The 14,246-nt window shown below is 73.2% G+C and carries 13 protein-coding genes; 10 read left to right on the top strand and 3 right to left on the bottom strand.

Going from position 1 to position 14,246, the window contains the following annotated elements; translation table 11 throughout:
• Positions 1 to 44: 44 nt before the first annotated feature.
• On the bottom strand, positions 45 to 1,214 hold the full coding sequence (locus tag ACGFYU_RS16130) for an Ig-like domain-containing protein (protein ID WP_393827905.1): 1,170 nt from the start codon (positions 1,212 to 1,214) through the stop codon (positions 45 to 47).
• Between the two features lie 285 nt (positions 1,215 to 1,499).
• Here ACGFYU_RS16130 and ACGFYU_RS16135 point away from each other — a divergent pair, with 285 nt between their 5' ends.
• From ACGFYU_RS16135 to ACGFYU_RS16160, 6 genes are read left to right on the top strand one after another with little or no spacing between them, the layout of a single operon-like run.
• Complete coding sequence (locus ACGFYU_RS16135) at positions 1,500 to 2,615, top strand: lipid II:glycine glycyltransferase FemX (RefSeq protein ID WP_393827906.1); 1,116 nt, start codon at positions 1,500 to 1,502, stop codon at positions 2,613 to 2,615.
• Positions 2,612 to 4,279, top strand: a complete 1,668-nt coding sequence (murJ, locus tag ACGFYU_RS16140) for a murein biosynthesis integral membrane protein MurJ (RefSeq protein ID WP_393827907.1) — start codon at positions 2,612 to 2,614, stop codon at positions 4,277 to 4,279. Before ACGFYU_RS16135 ends, murJ begins: the two co-directional genes overlap by 4 nt.
• A gap of 39 nt (positions 4,280 to 4,318) precedes the next feature.
• The gene (locus ACGFYU_RS16145) at positions 4,319 to 5,002 is read left to right on the top strand and encodes a response regulator (protein WP_393827908.1); all 684 of its coding nucleotides are present in this window, start codon (positions 4,319 to 4,321) and stop codon (positions 5,000 to 5,002) included.
• Between the two features lie 6 nt (positions 5,003 to 5,008).
• Positions 5,009 to 6,454: an ATP-binding protein gene (locus ACGFYU_RS16150; protein ID WP_393827909.1), complete on the top strand. Its 1,446-nt coding sequence runs from the start codon at positions 5,009 to 5,011 to the stop codon at positions 6,452 to 6,454.
• Positions 6,451 to 6,981, top strand: a complete 531-nt coding sequence (locus ACGFYU_RS16155; protein WP_393827910.1) for a GerMN domain-containing protein — start codon at positions 6,451 to 6,453, stop codon at positions 6,979 to 6,981. Before ACGFYU_RS16150 ends, ACGFYU_RS16155 begins: the two co-directional genes overlap by 4 nt.
• Before the next feature lie 57 nt (positions 6,982 to 7,038).
• Complete coding sequence (locus tag ACGFYU_RS16160) at positions 7,039 to 8,310, top strand: cytochrome P450 (protein ID WP_393827911.1); 1,272 nt, start codon at positions 7,039 to 7,041, stop codon at positions 8,308 to 8,310.
• Here the strand turns inward: ACGFYU_RS16160 and ACGFYU_RS16165 are convergent.
• Positions 8,270 to 8,998, bottom strand: coding sequence for a hypothetical protein (locus tag ACGFYU_RS16165; protein ID WP_393827912.1), 729 nt, complete (start codon positions 8,996 to 8,998; stop codon positions 8,270 to 8,272). The genes ACGFYU_RS16160 and ACGFYU_RS16165 overlap by 41 nt on opposite strands.
• Positions 8,999 to 9,136: 138 nt before the next feature.
• Between ACGFYU_RS16165 and ggt the strand changes: the two genes are divergently transcribed.
• Positions 9,137 to 10,936 carry a gamma-glutamyltransferase gene (ggt, locus tag ACGFYU_RS16170; protein WP_393827913.1) on the top strand — a complete coding sequence of 600 codons (1,800 nt, stop codon included), beginning with the start codon at positions 9,137 to 9,139 and terminating at the stop codon, positions 10,934 to 10,936.
• A gap of 3 nt (positions 10,937 to 10,939) precedes the next feature.
• On the opposite strand, the gene map is transcribed toward ggt, so the two are convergent.
• Complete coding sequence (map, locus tag ACGFYU_RS16175) at positions 10,940 to 11,707, bottom strand: type I methionyl aminopeptidase (RefSeq protein WP_393827914.1); 768 nt, start codon at positions 11,705 to 11,707, stop codon at positions 10,940 to 10,942.
• Between the two features lie 64 nt (positions 11,708 to 11,771).
• On the opposite strand from map, the gene ACGFYU_RS16180 reads away from it, so the two are divergent.
• From ACGFYU_RS16180 to ACGFYU_RS16190, 3 genes are all read left to right on the top strand, one after another.
• A complete protein-coding gene (locus ACGFYU_RS16180) occupies positions 11,772 to 12,023 on the top strand; it encodes a helix-turn-helix domain-containing protein (RefSeq protein ID WP_393827915.1) in 252 nt (83 codons plus the stop codon).
• 243 nt (positions 12,024 to 12,266) lie between these two features.
• A complete protein-coding gene (locus tag ACGFYU_RS16185) occupies positions 12,267 to 12,647 on the top strand; it encodes a PPOX class F420-dependent oxidoreductase (RefSeq protein ID WP_393827916.1) in 381 nt (126 codons plus the stop codon).
• A 99-nt stretch (positions 12,648 to 12,746) separates the two neighbouring features.
• Entirely contained in the window at positions 12,747 to 14,219 is a 1,473-nt protein-coding gene (locus tag ACGFYU_RS16190; protein ID WP_393827917.1) for a hypothetical protein, read from the top strand.
• Positions 14,220 to 14,246 lie beyond the last annotated feature (27 nt).

Genomic DNA, 14,246 nt, shown 5'->3' on the forward strand with positions numbered 1-14,246 from the left:
TAAGTTACGCACTGGTAACGATTGAACGAAAGTCAGCGGCCGGATCAGCCGTTCTGGGGGGTGCCGGAGAGGGCGCTCTTGGCCTTCCACTGGTCCCAGGACAGGTTCCACTCGCCGTAGCCGTTGCCGATCTCGGCGTTGCCCTTCGAGCCGTCACCGACGACCTCGAACGGGTCGCCGACCTGCACCTCGGAGTAGAAGGACTTGGCGTTGGCGTCGCTCATGCCCACGCAGCCCGAACTGGTGTTGGCGACGCCGAAGTTGGCGTTGTTCCAGGGCGCGGCGTGCACGTACATGCCCGACCAGGTCAGCCGCATCGAGTAGTCGACCATCTTGTCGTAGGCGTCGCCCAGGCCCACCGTCTGGGAGTCCATCCGGATGGTGCCCTCCTTGGACATCAGCACCATCTTCCCGGACCAGGAGGCCTTCTTGCCGCCCGGCGTGCCGGCCGAGATCGGGATGGTCTTCACCGTCTGGCCGTCCTCGGTCACCTTCAGCTTCTTGGTGTCGAGGCTGACCTCCATCCGGCGGTCCTTGCCGATCTTGAACTCGGTGTTGTAGTCCCGCGCGAAGAGGCCGCCGCCCGGGCCGGAGTCCACGCCGTTCAGGTTCATGTCGACCTTCACGTCGGTGCCGGACTTCCAGTAGTCCTTGGGCCGCCAGTCCACCCGGTCCTTGCCGGAGTAGTCCTTGAACCAGCCCCAGGAACCCTCGGTGTTGTCCGAGGTGGTGACCTTCAGCTGCTTCTCCACCTCGGCCTTGTTCTTGACCGGGTTGTCGAAGACCAGCGAGACCGGCATGGCCACGCCCACCGTGCTGCCCTTGGCCACGTTGATCGAGACCTTGTTCACCTTGTCGGCGGCCGAGGTCTTGAACTGGGCGGTCGCGCTCTGGCTGTCGGTGTTCTGCGCCTCGACCTTGTAGTCCGTGCCGGGCGAGGCGTTGCGCTCCGAGGTCCAGGTCTTGCCGTCGGCGGATATCTGTCCGGCCAACTCCCCGCCCTTGGCGTCCGTCACCTTCACGAGCGAGAGCTTGCCGTCGGCGATGGTCACCTTCACGGGCTCACCGGCCTTGACCTGATCGCCCGTGAGGTTCACGGAGATCGCCATGTCCGGCTTCGGCTTCATCTCCGCCTTGCCGGACCCGCTCCCGGCGGCTCCCGAACCGCCCCCGCAGGCGGTCAGCGCAAGGGCCAGAAGTGCGGTCCCAGCCATGGCGGTACGGCGTGTGCGGCTCAACGAAAACCCCTCCAACGAAATGAACGTCCGCAAAGTAGGAGCGGACAGAGCGACTTTAGGTTGCGGAAGTTGAAGAAAAGATCCGGATTTTCTCTGTGACATGTACCGCAGCGAAACGGTCATCGTCCGGTCACATTCGCCGCGCACTTCGGTCACGGGCGGCTGTGAGAGTGCTGTGTGTACCCATCGGATCGAACAGGAAGGCCGCCGGCCGTGTGTGCACTGCTCGTGACCCCCGCTCAGCAAGACCAGGATCAGGAGTTGAGCGTGCGCGCCCTGTCCGTTTCCGCATACCTGGGATTCCTCTCCGGGCACGGGCGGGCGAGCTTTCTGCAGTACCCGTCCTGGGCCGAGGTGAAGGACCTTTGGCGCTCGGAAAGGGTCGGATGGCACTTGCCCGACGGCAGCCTCGTCGGTGCCGGACTCGTTCTCTATCGCCAATTCCCCGGCACCCGCAAATACTTCGCCTACCTGCCCGAGGGCCCCGTCGCCGACTGGTCCGACCCGCACATAGACCGCTGGCTCACCCCCCTCAAGCGCCACCTGAGGGCGGCGGGCGCCTTCGCCGTCCGCATGGGCCCCACCCCCGCCTACCGCCGCTGGGACGCGGCCACCGTCAAAGCGGCCACCGGGCCCGGCCGGCAGATCTCCGACGTGCTCGCCACCGAGGTGGACCCGGTCGGCGCCGCCCTCGCCGACCGGCTGCGCACGCGCGGCTGGAAGCGCTGCGGCGGCGAGGACGACGGCGACGCCCAGCCCCGACACGTCTTCCGCGTACCGCTGGCCGGCCGCACCCTCGACGACCTGTGGTCCGGCCTGAACCAGGAGTGGCGGCGCAATGTGCGCAAGGCCACAAAGGCGGGAGTGGAGACGGTCGTCGGCACCGCCGACGACCTGCCCGAGTTCTACCGGCTGCTGCGGATCACCGAGGAGCGGGACGGCTTCCGGCTCGGCCGCTCCCTCGCGTACTACGAGCAGCAGTACCAGGTCCTCAACGCCGAGAATCCGGGCCGGATGCGGCTCTACCTGGGCATCCACCGGGGCGAGATCCTCGCCGCCCACACGATGATCGTCGCCGGGAACCGGGTCTGGTACCAGACCGGCGCCTCCGCCGACCACCGCCGCGAGGTCCGCCCCAGCAACGCCCTGCAGTGGCGGATGATGTGTGACGCCCATGCCCTAGGGGCGGACGAGTACGACATGCGCGGGGTACCCTCCACCCTCGACCCCGACGAACGCTCCTTCGGGCTGCTGCGCTGGAAGCTCGGCACCGGCGGACAGGTCGTCGAGACGCTCGGCGAGTGGGAGACCCCGATGGACGGATACGCCAACACGGCGCTCTACAAGGCGTTCCAGGCCTACATGGCCCGCCGGTGACGGCCACCGACACCAGACCCGCCGAGGCGGGCGCCGAGCGCGCGGCCGGGGGGAAGACCTCCGTGCTGCGCAGCGGCGCGCTCATGGCGGCCGGCTCGATCGTCTCCCGCGCCACCGGCTTCGTCCGATCCGCCGTCGTCGTCGCGGCGCTCGGCACCGGACTGCTCGGCGACGGCTACGCCGTCGCCAACACGGTCCCGAACATCATCTACATGCTGCTCATCGGCGGCGCCCTGAACGCGGTCTTCGTCCCCGAGCTCGTGCGCGCCGCCAAGGAGCACGCCGACGGCGGCTCCGCCTACACCGACCGGCTGCTCACCGCCTGCACCGCGGCCCTCGTCGCGCTCACCGCCGTCGCGGTCCTCGCCGCCCCGCTGATCGTCTCGGCGTACACCGACTACAGCGGAGCCCAGGCGGACACCACCGTGGCCCTGGCCCGCTACTGCCTGCCGCAGATCCTCTTCTACGGGCTCTTCACCCTGCTCGGCCAGGTGCTGAACGCCCGCGGCCGGTTCGGCGCGATGATGTGGACCCCGGTCCTCAACAACTTCGTGATCATCGGCGTCTTCGGGCTCTTCCTCTACGTCTCCCACGACGCCGCGGACGGCCTGACCGCCGCCGAGACCCGGCTGCTGGGCCTCGGCACCACCGCCGGCATCGTCATCCAGGCCCTCGCCCTGGTCCCCTCGCTGCGCGCCGCCCGTTTCCGCTGGCGCCCCCGCTTCGACTGGCGCGGCAGCGGCCTCGGCCGCCCGCTGCGCAACGCGGGCTGGACGGTCATGCTCGTCCTCACCAACCAGATCGCCTACTGGGTCGTCACCCGGCTCTCCACCACCACCGGACAGCACGCCGTCGAAGCCGGCCTCGCGGGCGGCGCCGGCTACACCGCCTACAGCAACGCCTACCAGCTGTGGATCGTCCCGCAGGGCATCATCACGGTCTCCCTCGTCACCGCCCTGATGCCCCGGATGAGCTCCGCCGCCTCCGACGGCGACCTCGGCGCCGTACGCCGGGACATCTCCTACGCCCTGCGCTCCAGCGCCGCCCTCGTCGTCCCCGCCGCCGCCGTCTTCGCCGCCCTCGCCCCCTGGGTGATGGGCAGCGTCTTCGAGTACGGCCGCACCGGCGCCGCCGACATCGAGGTCATGGCGGGCATGCTCATGGCCTTCGCACCCGGCCTGATCGCCTTCTCCGCCCAGTACGTGCTCTCGCGCGGCTTCTACGCCCTCTCCGACACCCGCACCCCCTTCTTCCTGAACCTGGTCATCGCCGCGCTGAACGCGGGGCTGTCCGCCGCCGCGTACCTCCTGCTGTCCCCGCGCTGGGCGGTCACCGGCATGGCCGCGGCCTCCTCCCTCGCCTTCCTCGCGGGCGCCGCCGTGACCGCGTACGCCCTCTCCCGTCGGCTCGGCCCGCGCGCGGGCACCCGTACGCAGCTGCGCGCGACCGCCGTACGGACCCACCTGCGCCTCCTCGCCGCCTGCGTCCCAGCGGCGGCCGCCGGGTACGCGGCCGCCCGCGCCGCCGACCGTTTCGGCAACTTCGCCGCGGTCGGGGCGGGAACCATCGCGCTGGCGCTCGTCGTCGTCCTCCTCGCCGGGCCGCTGCGCCTGACGGAGATCACCGACCAGCTGGACTCCCTGCGGCGCAAGATCGGCCGATAGCGGGATGAAAGCCATGAAACACCTTGGGATACTGACCGGATGCCACGCGTACTGCTGATCGAGGACGACCCTTCCGTGCGGGAGGGGGTGGGCCTGGGCCTGCGCCGGCGCGGGCACGAAGTGAGCTCCGCGGAGACCGGCGAGGAGGGGCTCGCCCTGATGGGGGGCTTCCGCCCCGAGCTGGTCCTGCTCGACCTGATGCTGCCGGGGATCAACGGCGTGCAGGTCTGCCGCCGCATCCGCGAGACCAGCGAGGTGCCGATCATCATGCTCACCGCGCGCGGCGACGACTTCGACATAGTCGTCGGCCTGGAGGCCGGAGCCGACGACTACATCGTCAAACCCGCCCGCACCGAGGTCATCGAGGCCCGCATCAAGGCCGTCCTGCGCCGGCTCATCGACCCCGTGGGCGTGCGCCCCGAGGTCGAGGTCCACGGCGAACTCGCCATCGACCGGGCCGGGCTGACCGTCGCCAAGAACGGCGAGCGGGTCGCGCTGGCCCCCAGCGAGCTCAAGCTCCTGCTGCACCTGTCGGCCTCGCCCGAGCAGGTCTTCTCCCGCCAGCAGCTCCTCGAGTACGTCTGGGACCACAGCTACCACGCCGACGCCCGGCTCGTGGACGCCTGCGTGCGCCGCCTGCGCCACAAGATCGAGGACCCCGCCCGCAGCCCCCGCTACATCCAGACCGTACGCGGCTTCGGCTACCGCTTCGGCCCCCTGTAGGCCGCCGTGAGACGGATAGCCCCGCTGGGCCTGCGCACCCGGCTGATCGCGGCCTTCCTGCTGGTCGCCGCGATCAGCGCGGTGACCACCGCCGCCCTGACCTACCAGCAGGCGCGCAACGCCATCCTCAAGCAGACCCAGGACACCGCCGTCAGCACCCTGCGGGACCAGGTGGAGCAGCAGGAGATCCGCCTCCCCATGACCCAGCAGGAGCTCCAGCGCATCGTCACCGAGCTCGGCAAGCGCGGCAAACCACACCCGTGGATCATCTTCGGCGAGTACGGCGGCCTGCGCACCTCCACCAACCCCGGTACGCCCACGTCCACGGTGATCACCGACAGCCTGCGCGAGCAGGTCCGCAACAACCGCTACACCGCCTTCCAGCGCGTCGAGGACCAACGCGGCAATCCGTGGCTCACGATCGGCGTCCCCGCCCTCTTCGCGCACAACGGCTACACCGAAGCCACCGGGGCCGTCTTCTACGCCAGCATCCCGCTCACCACCGAGAAGCAGACCGTCGAGGCCATGGTCGTCGCCGCCCAGCGCGGCGCCGTCCCGGGGCTGGCCATCGCCATCGTCCCCGCGCTGCTGGCCGCCCGCAGCGTGCTGCGGCCGGTCCGCGACATGCGCCGGGCCGCCCAGCGGCTGGGCCGCGGCCGCCTCGACACCCGCATCGAGGTCCGGGGCGCCGACGAACTCGCCGGCCTCGCCCGCACCTTCAACGAGACCGCCCGGGCCCTGCAGGAGTCCGTGCGCGAGCTGCAGGAGGCGGAGACCCGTGCCCGCCGCTTCGCCTCCGACGTCTCCCACGAGCTGCGCACCCCCCTCGCCGGGATGCTCGCCGTGACCGAGGTCCTCGACGAGGACGCCGCACACCTCGACGCCGACACCGCCAAGGCCCTGCGCCTGGTCAGCGCCGAGACCGGCAAACTCGCCGTCCTCGTCGAGGACCTGATGGAGATATCCCGCTTCGACGCCCGGGCCGCCGAGCTCAACCTCGACGACGTGGACATCGCGGAAGCCGTGCGCAAGACCCTCGAACGACGCCACTGGGACGACGAGCGCGTCGTCACCGAGCTGCCGGACGGGGTACGCGCCCGGCTCGACCCGCGCCGTTTCGACGTGGTCCTCGCCAACCTCGTGGGCAACGCCCTGCGGCACGGCGGCGCCCCCGTACGCGTCACCGTACGGACCGCGCCGGGGGAGGACGGCGAACGGCTGCTCATCGACGTCGCCGACAGCGGGCCCGGCATCGCCCCCGAGGTGCTGCCCCACATCTTCGACCGCTTCTTCAAGGCCGACGCGGCCAGGACCCGCTCCGCCGGCAGCGGCCTCGGACTCGCCATCACCCTGGAGAACGTCCGCCTGCACGGCGGCACCCTCCGGGCGGCCAACAGTCCTGCCGGGGGAGCCCTCTTCACCCTCGACATGCCGCTGGAGGCCCACCGATGACCGGGCGGAAGACGAGATCCCGGGCCGCGGCGGCCACGGCGGCGCTGGCGGGCTGCGCGCTGCTGCTCTCCGGATGCGGGATCAAACCGACCGGGGTGATCGAGAGCGGCCACGCGGCCACCGTGAAGAAGCCCGGCGGCAACGCCGCCGTCCTCTACTTCGTCTCCAAGGAGGGCGACCGGCTCGTCCCGGTCCCGTTCGCGATCGACGGCGGCTACACCATCGCGCCCCGGGCGCTCGCGCGGCTGCTGCTGGACGGCCCGGTCGGTCCGGCCCGGGAGGCCGGGCTCACGACGGCGCTGCCCCGGCTGCCCGCCGGACAGGAGGACACCATGGCGGTGACGGACTACTCGCCGGCTGCGGGGATCACGGTCCGTGTGCCCTTCGCCGTGGGCGGCCTGTCGGAGCTCGCCCGCAACCAGCTCGTGTGCACCGTCGGCGTCTCCGCCGTGCCGGACACCCTCAGCCCGGTCGCGCTCCGGGGCACCGACACCGAGCTCCCCGCCGCCGAGTGCCCGCGGCGCTGACGCCCGCGGCCGCCCGCGCCCTTGCGGGCAGGGCCGCACACCCGTCACGGTGGCCCCATGGACCACGCCGCGGACGTCCCAGACGTCTTCGACCCCCGCATCTACGCCGAGGGCATCCCGCACGCCCGCTACCGGATCCTGCGCGAGCGGCACCCGGTGGCCTGGCAGGCGGAGCCGGAGATCGGGGGCTGGCCCGCCGGCCCCGGCTTCTGGGCGGTCACCCGGCACGCCGATGTCGTCCGCCTCCTGCGCGACCACCGCACCTACTCCTCCTGGACCGGCGCCACCCAGATCCGCGACCCGGACCCGGCCGACCTGCCCTTCCTGCGCCGCACGATGCTCAACCAGGACCCGGCGAAGACCTCGGGGGATCACGGCCGGCTGCGCCGGCTCGTCGCCCGCGCCTTCACGCCCGCCCGGGTCGACGCCTTCGCCGGGAGGGTGCGGGAACGCGCCCGTACGCTGCTGGCCGCCGCCCGGGACGGGGCCGAGGACGGCGCCGCCGACCTCGTGCGCACGGTCACCGACGAATACGCCCTGCTCAACCTCACCGACCTGCTGGGCGTCCCGCCCGGCGACCGCGCCCTGCTGCTGGAGTGGACCGTACGGGTCATCGGCTACCAGGACCCCGAGGACGCGCCCGCACCCCTCCTCGGCCCCGACGGCAAGCCGCTGAACCCGCGCTCCCCGGCGCTGCTCGGCGAGATGTTCGCGTACGCCCGCGAACTGGCCGCCCACAAGCGGGCGCACCCCGGCGACGACGTGATGACCGCGCTGGCCGAGGCCCGGCTCGACCCGGCGGAGCTGGAGATGTTCTTCTTCCTGCTCACCGTCGCCGGCAACGACACCGTACGCAGCGCCGCCCCCGGCGGCCTGCTCGCGCTCGCACAGGCCCCGGACGCCTACCGCCAACTCGCCGGGGGGAAGGTCCCGGTGGAGAGGGCCGCCGACGAACTCCTGCGCGTCCACCCGCCGGTGCTCAGCTTCCGCCGCACCGCCGCCGCCGACACCGAGCTGGCCGGGCAGCCGATCCGGGCGGGGGACAAGGTGGTGGTCTTCCACGCCTCCGCCAACCACGACGAGCGCGTCTTCACCGACCCGGGCCGCCTCGACCTCGGCCGGGCGCCCAACCCGCACGTGTCCTTCGGGGACGGTCCGCACGTCTGCCTGGGCGCCCACTTCGCCCGGCTCCAGCTGCGCACCCTCTACGAGGAGTGGTGCGCGGCCATGCCTGCCCCCGAACTCGTCGGCCCGCCACGGCGGTTGGTCTCGAACTTCATCAACGGGATCACGCGGCTGCCGCTACGGGTGTCCGGGCCGCCCCGGTGACGTCCGCCACCAGCTCGGTCACGTCCGGCCCGTAGGCGTCGGAGTTGATCACCTTCAGCATCACGCAGAACGACGTGTCGCCGTACGTGCGGGCCAGCCGCACATGGTGCCTGGCCAGGTAACGGGCGGCGGCCTGGTTGCTGTTGGCGGTCTGCCCCGACAGCAGGAACACCGGCCGCGATCCCTGCCCGGTGGTCAGCCGCGCCAGCAGCACGTACTCCACCAGGCCCTTCTCCCAGCGGTACGTCTCCCCGCCGACGCGGATGGCCCCGCGGTCCGGATGGCCCGGCTCGAGGCCGACGTCGGTCTGCACCCCGGGCAGCATGGAGGCCAGATGCGCCGTGGTCCGGGCGTTGGACACCGGTCCGCCGACGCAGAACTCGGCCCGCTCGCCGAAACCCTGGCGGGCCCCGTCGTGGGTGACGATCTGCACGTTCGCCCCGCAGTCCTTGATCAGGGCGGATATCTCCAGCAGGGCGAAGGCGTCGTTGCGGTGCAGGGAGGAATCGGTGCCGCCCATCTGGCGGTTGACCACGAACAGACAGTCGGACCCGGTCGGCAGGCCGAAGAAGGCCTGTTTGCGGCGGAGCGCGCGCCGCCAGACGTAGGTCCGGGTGAACCAGCCGAACCCGCCGCTGCAGGCGGTGGCGATCACCCCGAGCACGATGTTGCGCACGTCGTCGTTCATGCGCCGGATGCTAGGGCATCGCATGTGGAGGGTCACCGGCCGGTACACCGGGCCCGTGAACCGGGCTCCTGGGCCGACGCCCTGACGGGGCGCCGGGGCGGCCGCTAGGCTCGGCGCACGCTGCCACTGGAGGTCCGGATGCACCGTTCCGCCGCCCGTACGTTACCGCTGCTGGCCGTCGCCGCCGCACTCGTCTCGACCGGAGCCGCCGCCCCGCCCGCGGCACCCGCCACCCCCGCCAAGGTGCCGGTCGCCGTCGGCTACGGCGGGGCCGTCGCCAGCGTCGACGCCGATGCCTCCGCCGCCGGCATCGCCGTCCTGCGCTCCGGCGGCAACGCAGTGGACGCGGCCGTCGCCACCGCCGCCGCGCTCGGCGTCACCGAGCCCTATTCGGCCGGCATCGGCGGAGGCGGCTACTTCGTCTACTACGACGCCAAGTCCCGCCGCGTCCAGACCATCGACGGCCGCGAGACCGCCCCGGCCACGGCCACCGCCGGCCTCTTCCAGGAGAACGGCGCCCCCATCCCCTTCGCCGAGGGCCAGACCAGCGGCCGCGGGGTCGGGGTCCCCGGCACCCCGGCTACCTGGAAGAGCGCGCTGGACTCCTGGGGCAGCCGCCCGCTCGGCCAACTCCTGAAGCCAGCCGAGAAACTGGCCCGTGACGGCTTCACCGTGGACTCCACCTTCCGGGCCCAGACCGAGGCCAACCAGGACCGGTTCAAGGACTTCCCCGACACCAGGAAGCTCTTCCTGCCGGGCGGCGCCCTGCCGGTGGTCGGCTCCACCTTCAAGAACCCGGACCTGGCCGCCACGTACGCGGAGCTCGGCCGCAAGGGAACCGGCGCCCTCTACAAGGGCCCCATCGCCGACGACATCGTCCAGGCCGTCCGCAAGCCCCCGGTGGACCCGGCGGCCACCCGCAACGTCCGGCCCGGCGACCTGACCACCGGCGACCTGCGCGCGTACGAGACCAAGCGGCAGGCCCCGACCCGGGTCGGCTACCGGGGCCTGGACGTCTACAGCATGGCGCCCTCCTCCTCCGGCGGCACCACCGTCGGCGAGGCGCTGAACATCCTGGAGGGCGCCGACCTCTCCGCTCTGTCCGAGGCGCAGTACCTGCACCGGTTCATCGAGGCATCCCGGATCTCCTTCGCCGACCGGGGCCGCTGGGTCGGCGACCCGGCCGCCGAGAACGTGCCGACGCGCGAACTGCTGTCCCAGCGGTTCGCCGACTCGCGCGCCTGCCTGATCCGCCCGGACCAGGCGCTGACCAGCCCGCTGGCACCGGGGGACCCGCGCGACCCCGCGCCCTGCGCGGCGACCGGGCAGGCCGCCCCGACCACGTACGAGGGGGAGAACACCACGCACCTGACGGTCGCCGACCGCTGGGGCAACGTGGTCTCCTACACCCTCACCATCGAGTCCACCGGCGGCAGCGCGATCACCGTGCCGGGCCGCGGCTTCCTGCTCAACAACGAGCTGACGGACTTCTCCTTCGCCCCGGCCGCGCCGGGCGTCCCGGACCCGAACCTGCCGGGCCCCGGCAAGCGCCCGCGTTCGTCCATGTCCCCGACCATCGTGCTGGACGACGGGCGGCCCGTCCTCGCGGTGGGCTCCCCGGGCGGCGCCACCATCATCACCACCGTCCTGCAGACCCTGATCGGCCACCTGGACCGGGGCCTGCCGCTGGTCGACGCCATCGCCGCGCCGCGGGCCAGCCAGCGCAACCAGACCACCACCGAGCTGGAGCCGGGGCTGTGGAACAGCCCGGTGCGCGCGGAGCTGGCGGCACTCGGCCAGGGCTTCCGGCAGAACCCGGAGATCGGTGCCGCGACCGGCGTGCAGCGGCTGCCCGACGGCCGCTGGCTGGCGGCGGCCGAGACGAGCCGCCGGGGCGGCGGCTCGGCCATGGTGGTCCGCCCGCACGGGAGGCCGTAGCGGCTACAGCGCGGTGAGGATCCTCGGGCCCTCGGCGGTGATCGCCACCGTGTGCTCCGCGTGCGCCGCGCGGGAGCCGTCGACGGTGCGCAGGGTCCAGCCGTCGGGGTCGCAGACGTAGTCGTCCGTACCGCCGGCGATCAGCATCGGCTCGATGGCGAGGACCATGCCGGGGCGCAGTTTCATGCCGCGTCCCGGCGGGCCCTCGTTGGGCACGCCCGGGTCCTCGTGCATGCCGCGGCCGATGCCGTGGCCGCCGAAGCCGTCCGGGATGCCGTACCCGGCGGCGCGGCAGACCGTGCCCACGGCGTGGGCGATGTCCCCGATCCGGTTTCCCGGTACGGCGGCCTCGATCCCGGCGGCGAGTGCCGCCTCCGCGGTCTCGATCAGCCGCAGGTCGGCGGAGCGGGCCCGGCCGACCGTGAAGCTCACCGCCGCGTCGCCGACCCAGCCGCCGAGCTTCGCGCCGAAGTCGATGCTGACCAGGTCGCCGTCGCGCAGCCGGTACCCGTCCGGGATGCCGTGCACGATCGCGTCGTTGACCGAGGCGCACACCACGGCGGGGAAGGGCACAGGCGCGAAGCCCGGCCGGTATCCCAGGAAGGGCGAGGCCGCGCCGGCCTCGCGGAGCACCTCGCGGGCCACCCGGTCGAGGTCCCGCAGGGACACCCCGACGCGCGCGGCCTCCCGCACCGCTGCCAGGGCCTGCGCGACCACCCGGCCCGCCGCGCGCATCTCGTCGATCTGTCGGTCTGTCTTCAGTTCCACCATGCCAATAACTATACCGGTATAACTATAACGGGATACTTATTGGGTCGCGGGGTAGGATGAGGGCATGGTCCGTACCCCCCTCACCCCCGAAGAGCGCGAGCGCGGCGAGCGGCTGGGCGCCCTGCTGCGCGAGGCCCGCGGCGGCCGCAGCATGGTCGAGGTCGCGGCCGGCGCCGGGCTCTCCGCCGAGACCCTCCGCAAGATCGAGACGGGCCGGGCGCCCACCCCCGCCTTCTTCACGGTCGCGGCCCTCGCCGAGACGCTCGGGCTCTCCCTGGACGAGCTGCTGCGGCGCTGCGCCGTCGTTCCCGCATAGTCACCGCGTTCGGGCGCGCGCGGCGGCCGAACGGACCAACCGGCGGTGGAACCGCCGGGGCGCGGGGCACACGTGAAGGCGTGTCAGCCACGAACGCATCCCAGCGACTCGGTCTCGGGCTCCTCGGCGCACTGCTCGCCAGCGGGCTCCTGGTCGCGGCCTGCGCCGTCCCCGGCGACCGGGCCCCTGAGAACGACTCGGGGGACGCGGTCCTCCGCCGCCCGGGCGCCGTAGGCTCCGCTCATGACTCTCGAGGAGCTGAACCGGGGCAAGTACGTCAGCCTGACCACCTTCCGGAAGGACGGCACGTCCGTCGCGACTCCGGTGTGGGCGGTGGCCGACGGTGGTGAGCTGTACGTGTGGACGCGCAGCGATTCGTGGAAGGTGAAGCGGATACGCGACAACGGGCGGGTCTCCGTCGCCCCGTGCGACGTGCGGGGGCGCGTGGCGCCGGGGGCGCCCGTGCTGGAGGGTGAGGCGCGACTGCTGGACGAGGCGGGGCTGAAGCGGGTGCGCAGGCTGATGCGGCGGAAGTACACCTGGCAGTTCTGGGTGGTGGACCTGCCCGCCACGGTGGCGCGGCGGGGGAAACGGCCGCACACCGGGATCGCCGTGAAGCTTTGAGGTGCCCGTAGCCCGCCCGTAACACTGGTGGGGTCCAATGCGGTCATGGAGACCGCGACTTCATTGGCGATCAGTCAACTTGCCGAGTACTTGCGGGGGTTGACCCAGAGGCTGGATCCCGGGTCGGGCTGGTACGGGGAGTTCCTGCGCCGGGACCCGGCGGGTATGCGGGCCTGCCTCGACGGGGCCGCGATGCCGCCGTGGGACGTGCTGGAGTCGCTGCTGCGGGACTTGGCGGCGGCGCGCGGTGCGGAGCCGGCGCAGCGGGAGACCGTATACGCGGCGCGGCTGCGGGCGGCGGCGGTCACGGCGTGGGACCGCCTGCCGGGCGGGACGGAGGAGCTCCGGACCCAGCTCGCGGCCGCGGCCGATCGGCGGGCCGAGTCGGAGACGGCCCTGCGTGCCCTGATGGCGCGGCTCGGCTCCACCGCCGACCCGGCGGAGGCGGACGCCCTGTCCCGGGAGCTCTCCTGGGTCCAGGACGATGCCGCACGGGCCATGTCCCGCCATGCGGACCTGACGTCCCGCCTGTCGGCCGTGTCCCCCGCGGGGGCGGAATCGTGGCCCGGGACGCCCGCCCGCTCCCCGTGGCCGGGGGCGACGCCGCCCGGCCCCGCCGCCGGGACCGCGCCTCCGGTGGACGGGCCAGGCGAGCCGTTGCCCGGGCTGCCCAGGCAGCGGGCTCCGCAGGCCGAGCGCCCCGTCGGCCGGGCCGAGGGACGGTGGCTGCGGGGCGGGGCACGGCGTGCCGGAGGCGCCCGGTACGCGGGCTCACCGGCCCCCGAGCCCCCGCCCTTCACCCCACCCCCCGGACACCCCGGCGGCGACCCCGCACCGGCTCCCGCCCCGCGCGGCGCCCGCTTCGGCCCAGGTTCCGGTGGTGACGGGCGTGTGCCGGGGCGCCCCCGCAGGGTGCCGAACGTTGTTCCGCCGCCACTCTCCGACCCCTGGTCACGTTCGGCACCCGAGGAGGTGCCCCGGCGCGGGACCGGCCCCGGCGGAACCGCCCCGACGCCTACCGGGACCCCGTTCCCGGCCGAGCCCCCCGCAGGGAGCACGCGCGCCCTGGTCGGGGAGTTGGTCGCGCTGCGCGCGCAAGGCCGGGGCGGGGAGGCGCACGCGCTGCTCTGCGAGGCCGCGGGATGGCCCGCGGACCGGCTCCCCGGGCTGGCCGCCGAGCTGCTCGGGGCCGGGCTCGCGGCCGACTGGGGCACCCTGCTGTGGGAGGCCGCCTCGCTGCCGCCCGAGCGGCTCGCCGAGGCCGCCGCCGCCCTCGGCGAGGCGGGCCGGGAGACCGACAGCGACCGCCTGCTCCGCCAGGGCGTGTCCCGCCCCACCGCCGAGGTCGCCGACGCGGCACTCGCCCTCGGCGGGGCCGGCCGGCCCCGCGAGGCCGACGCCCTGCTCGACGCCTTCGTCCGGGTCCGCACCGCGGAGGAGGCGGCCGACCTCGCCCGCCGCGACCCGCGGTGGTTCGCGCCGCGCCTGCTCCGGGCCGCCGCCGCCCTGTCCGCGACCCACCGCCGGGACCTGTCCCACGCCCTCCGCGTGGCCGGCATCGCCACGGCGTAAACCGCCCGTCTCCTGACCGCAATCGAC

It is taken from the genome of Streptomyces sp. NPDC048337 (assembly GCF_043201175.1).
Lineage (GTDB): Bacteria > Actinomycetota > Actinomycetes > Streptomycetales > Streptomycetaceae > Streptomyces.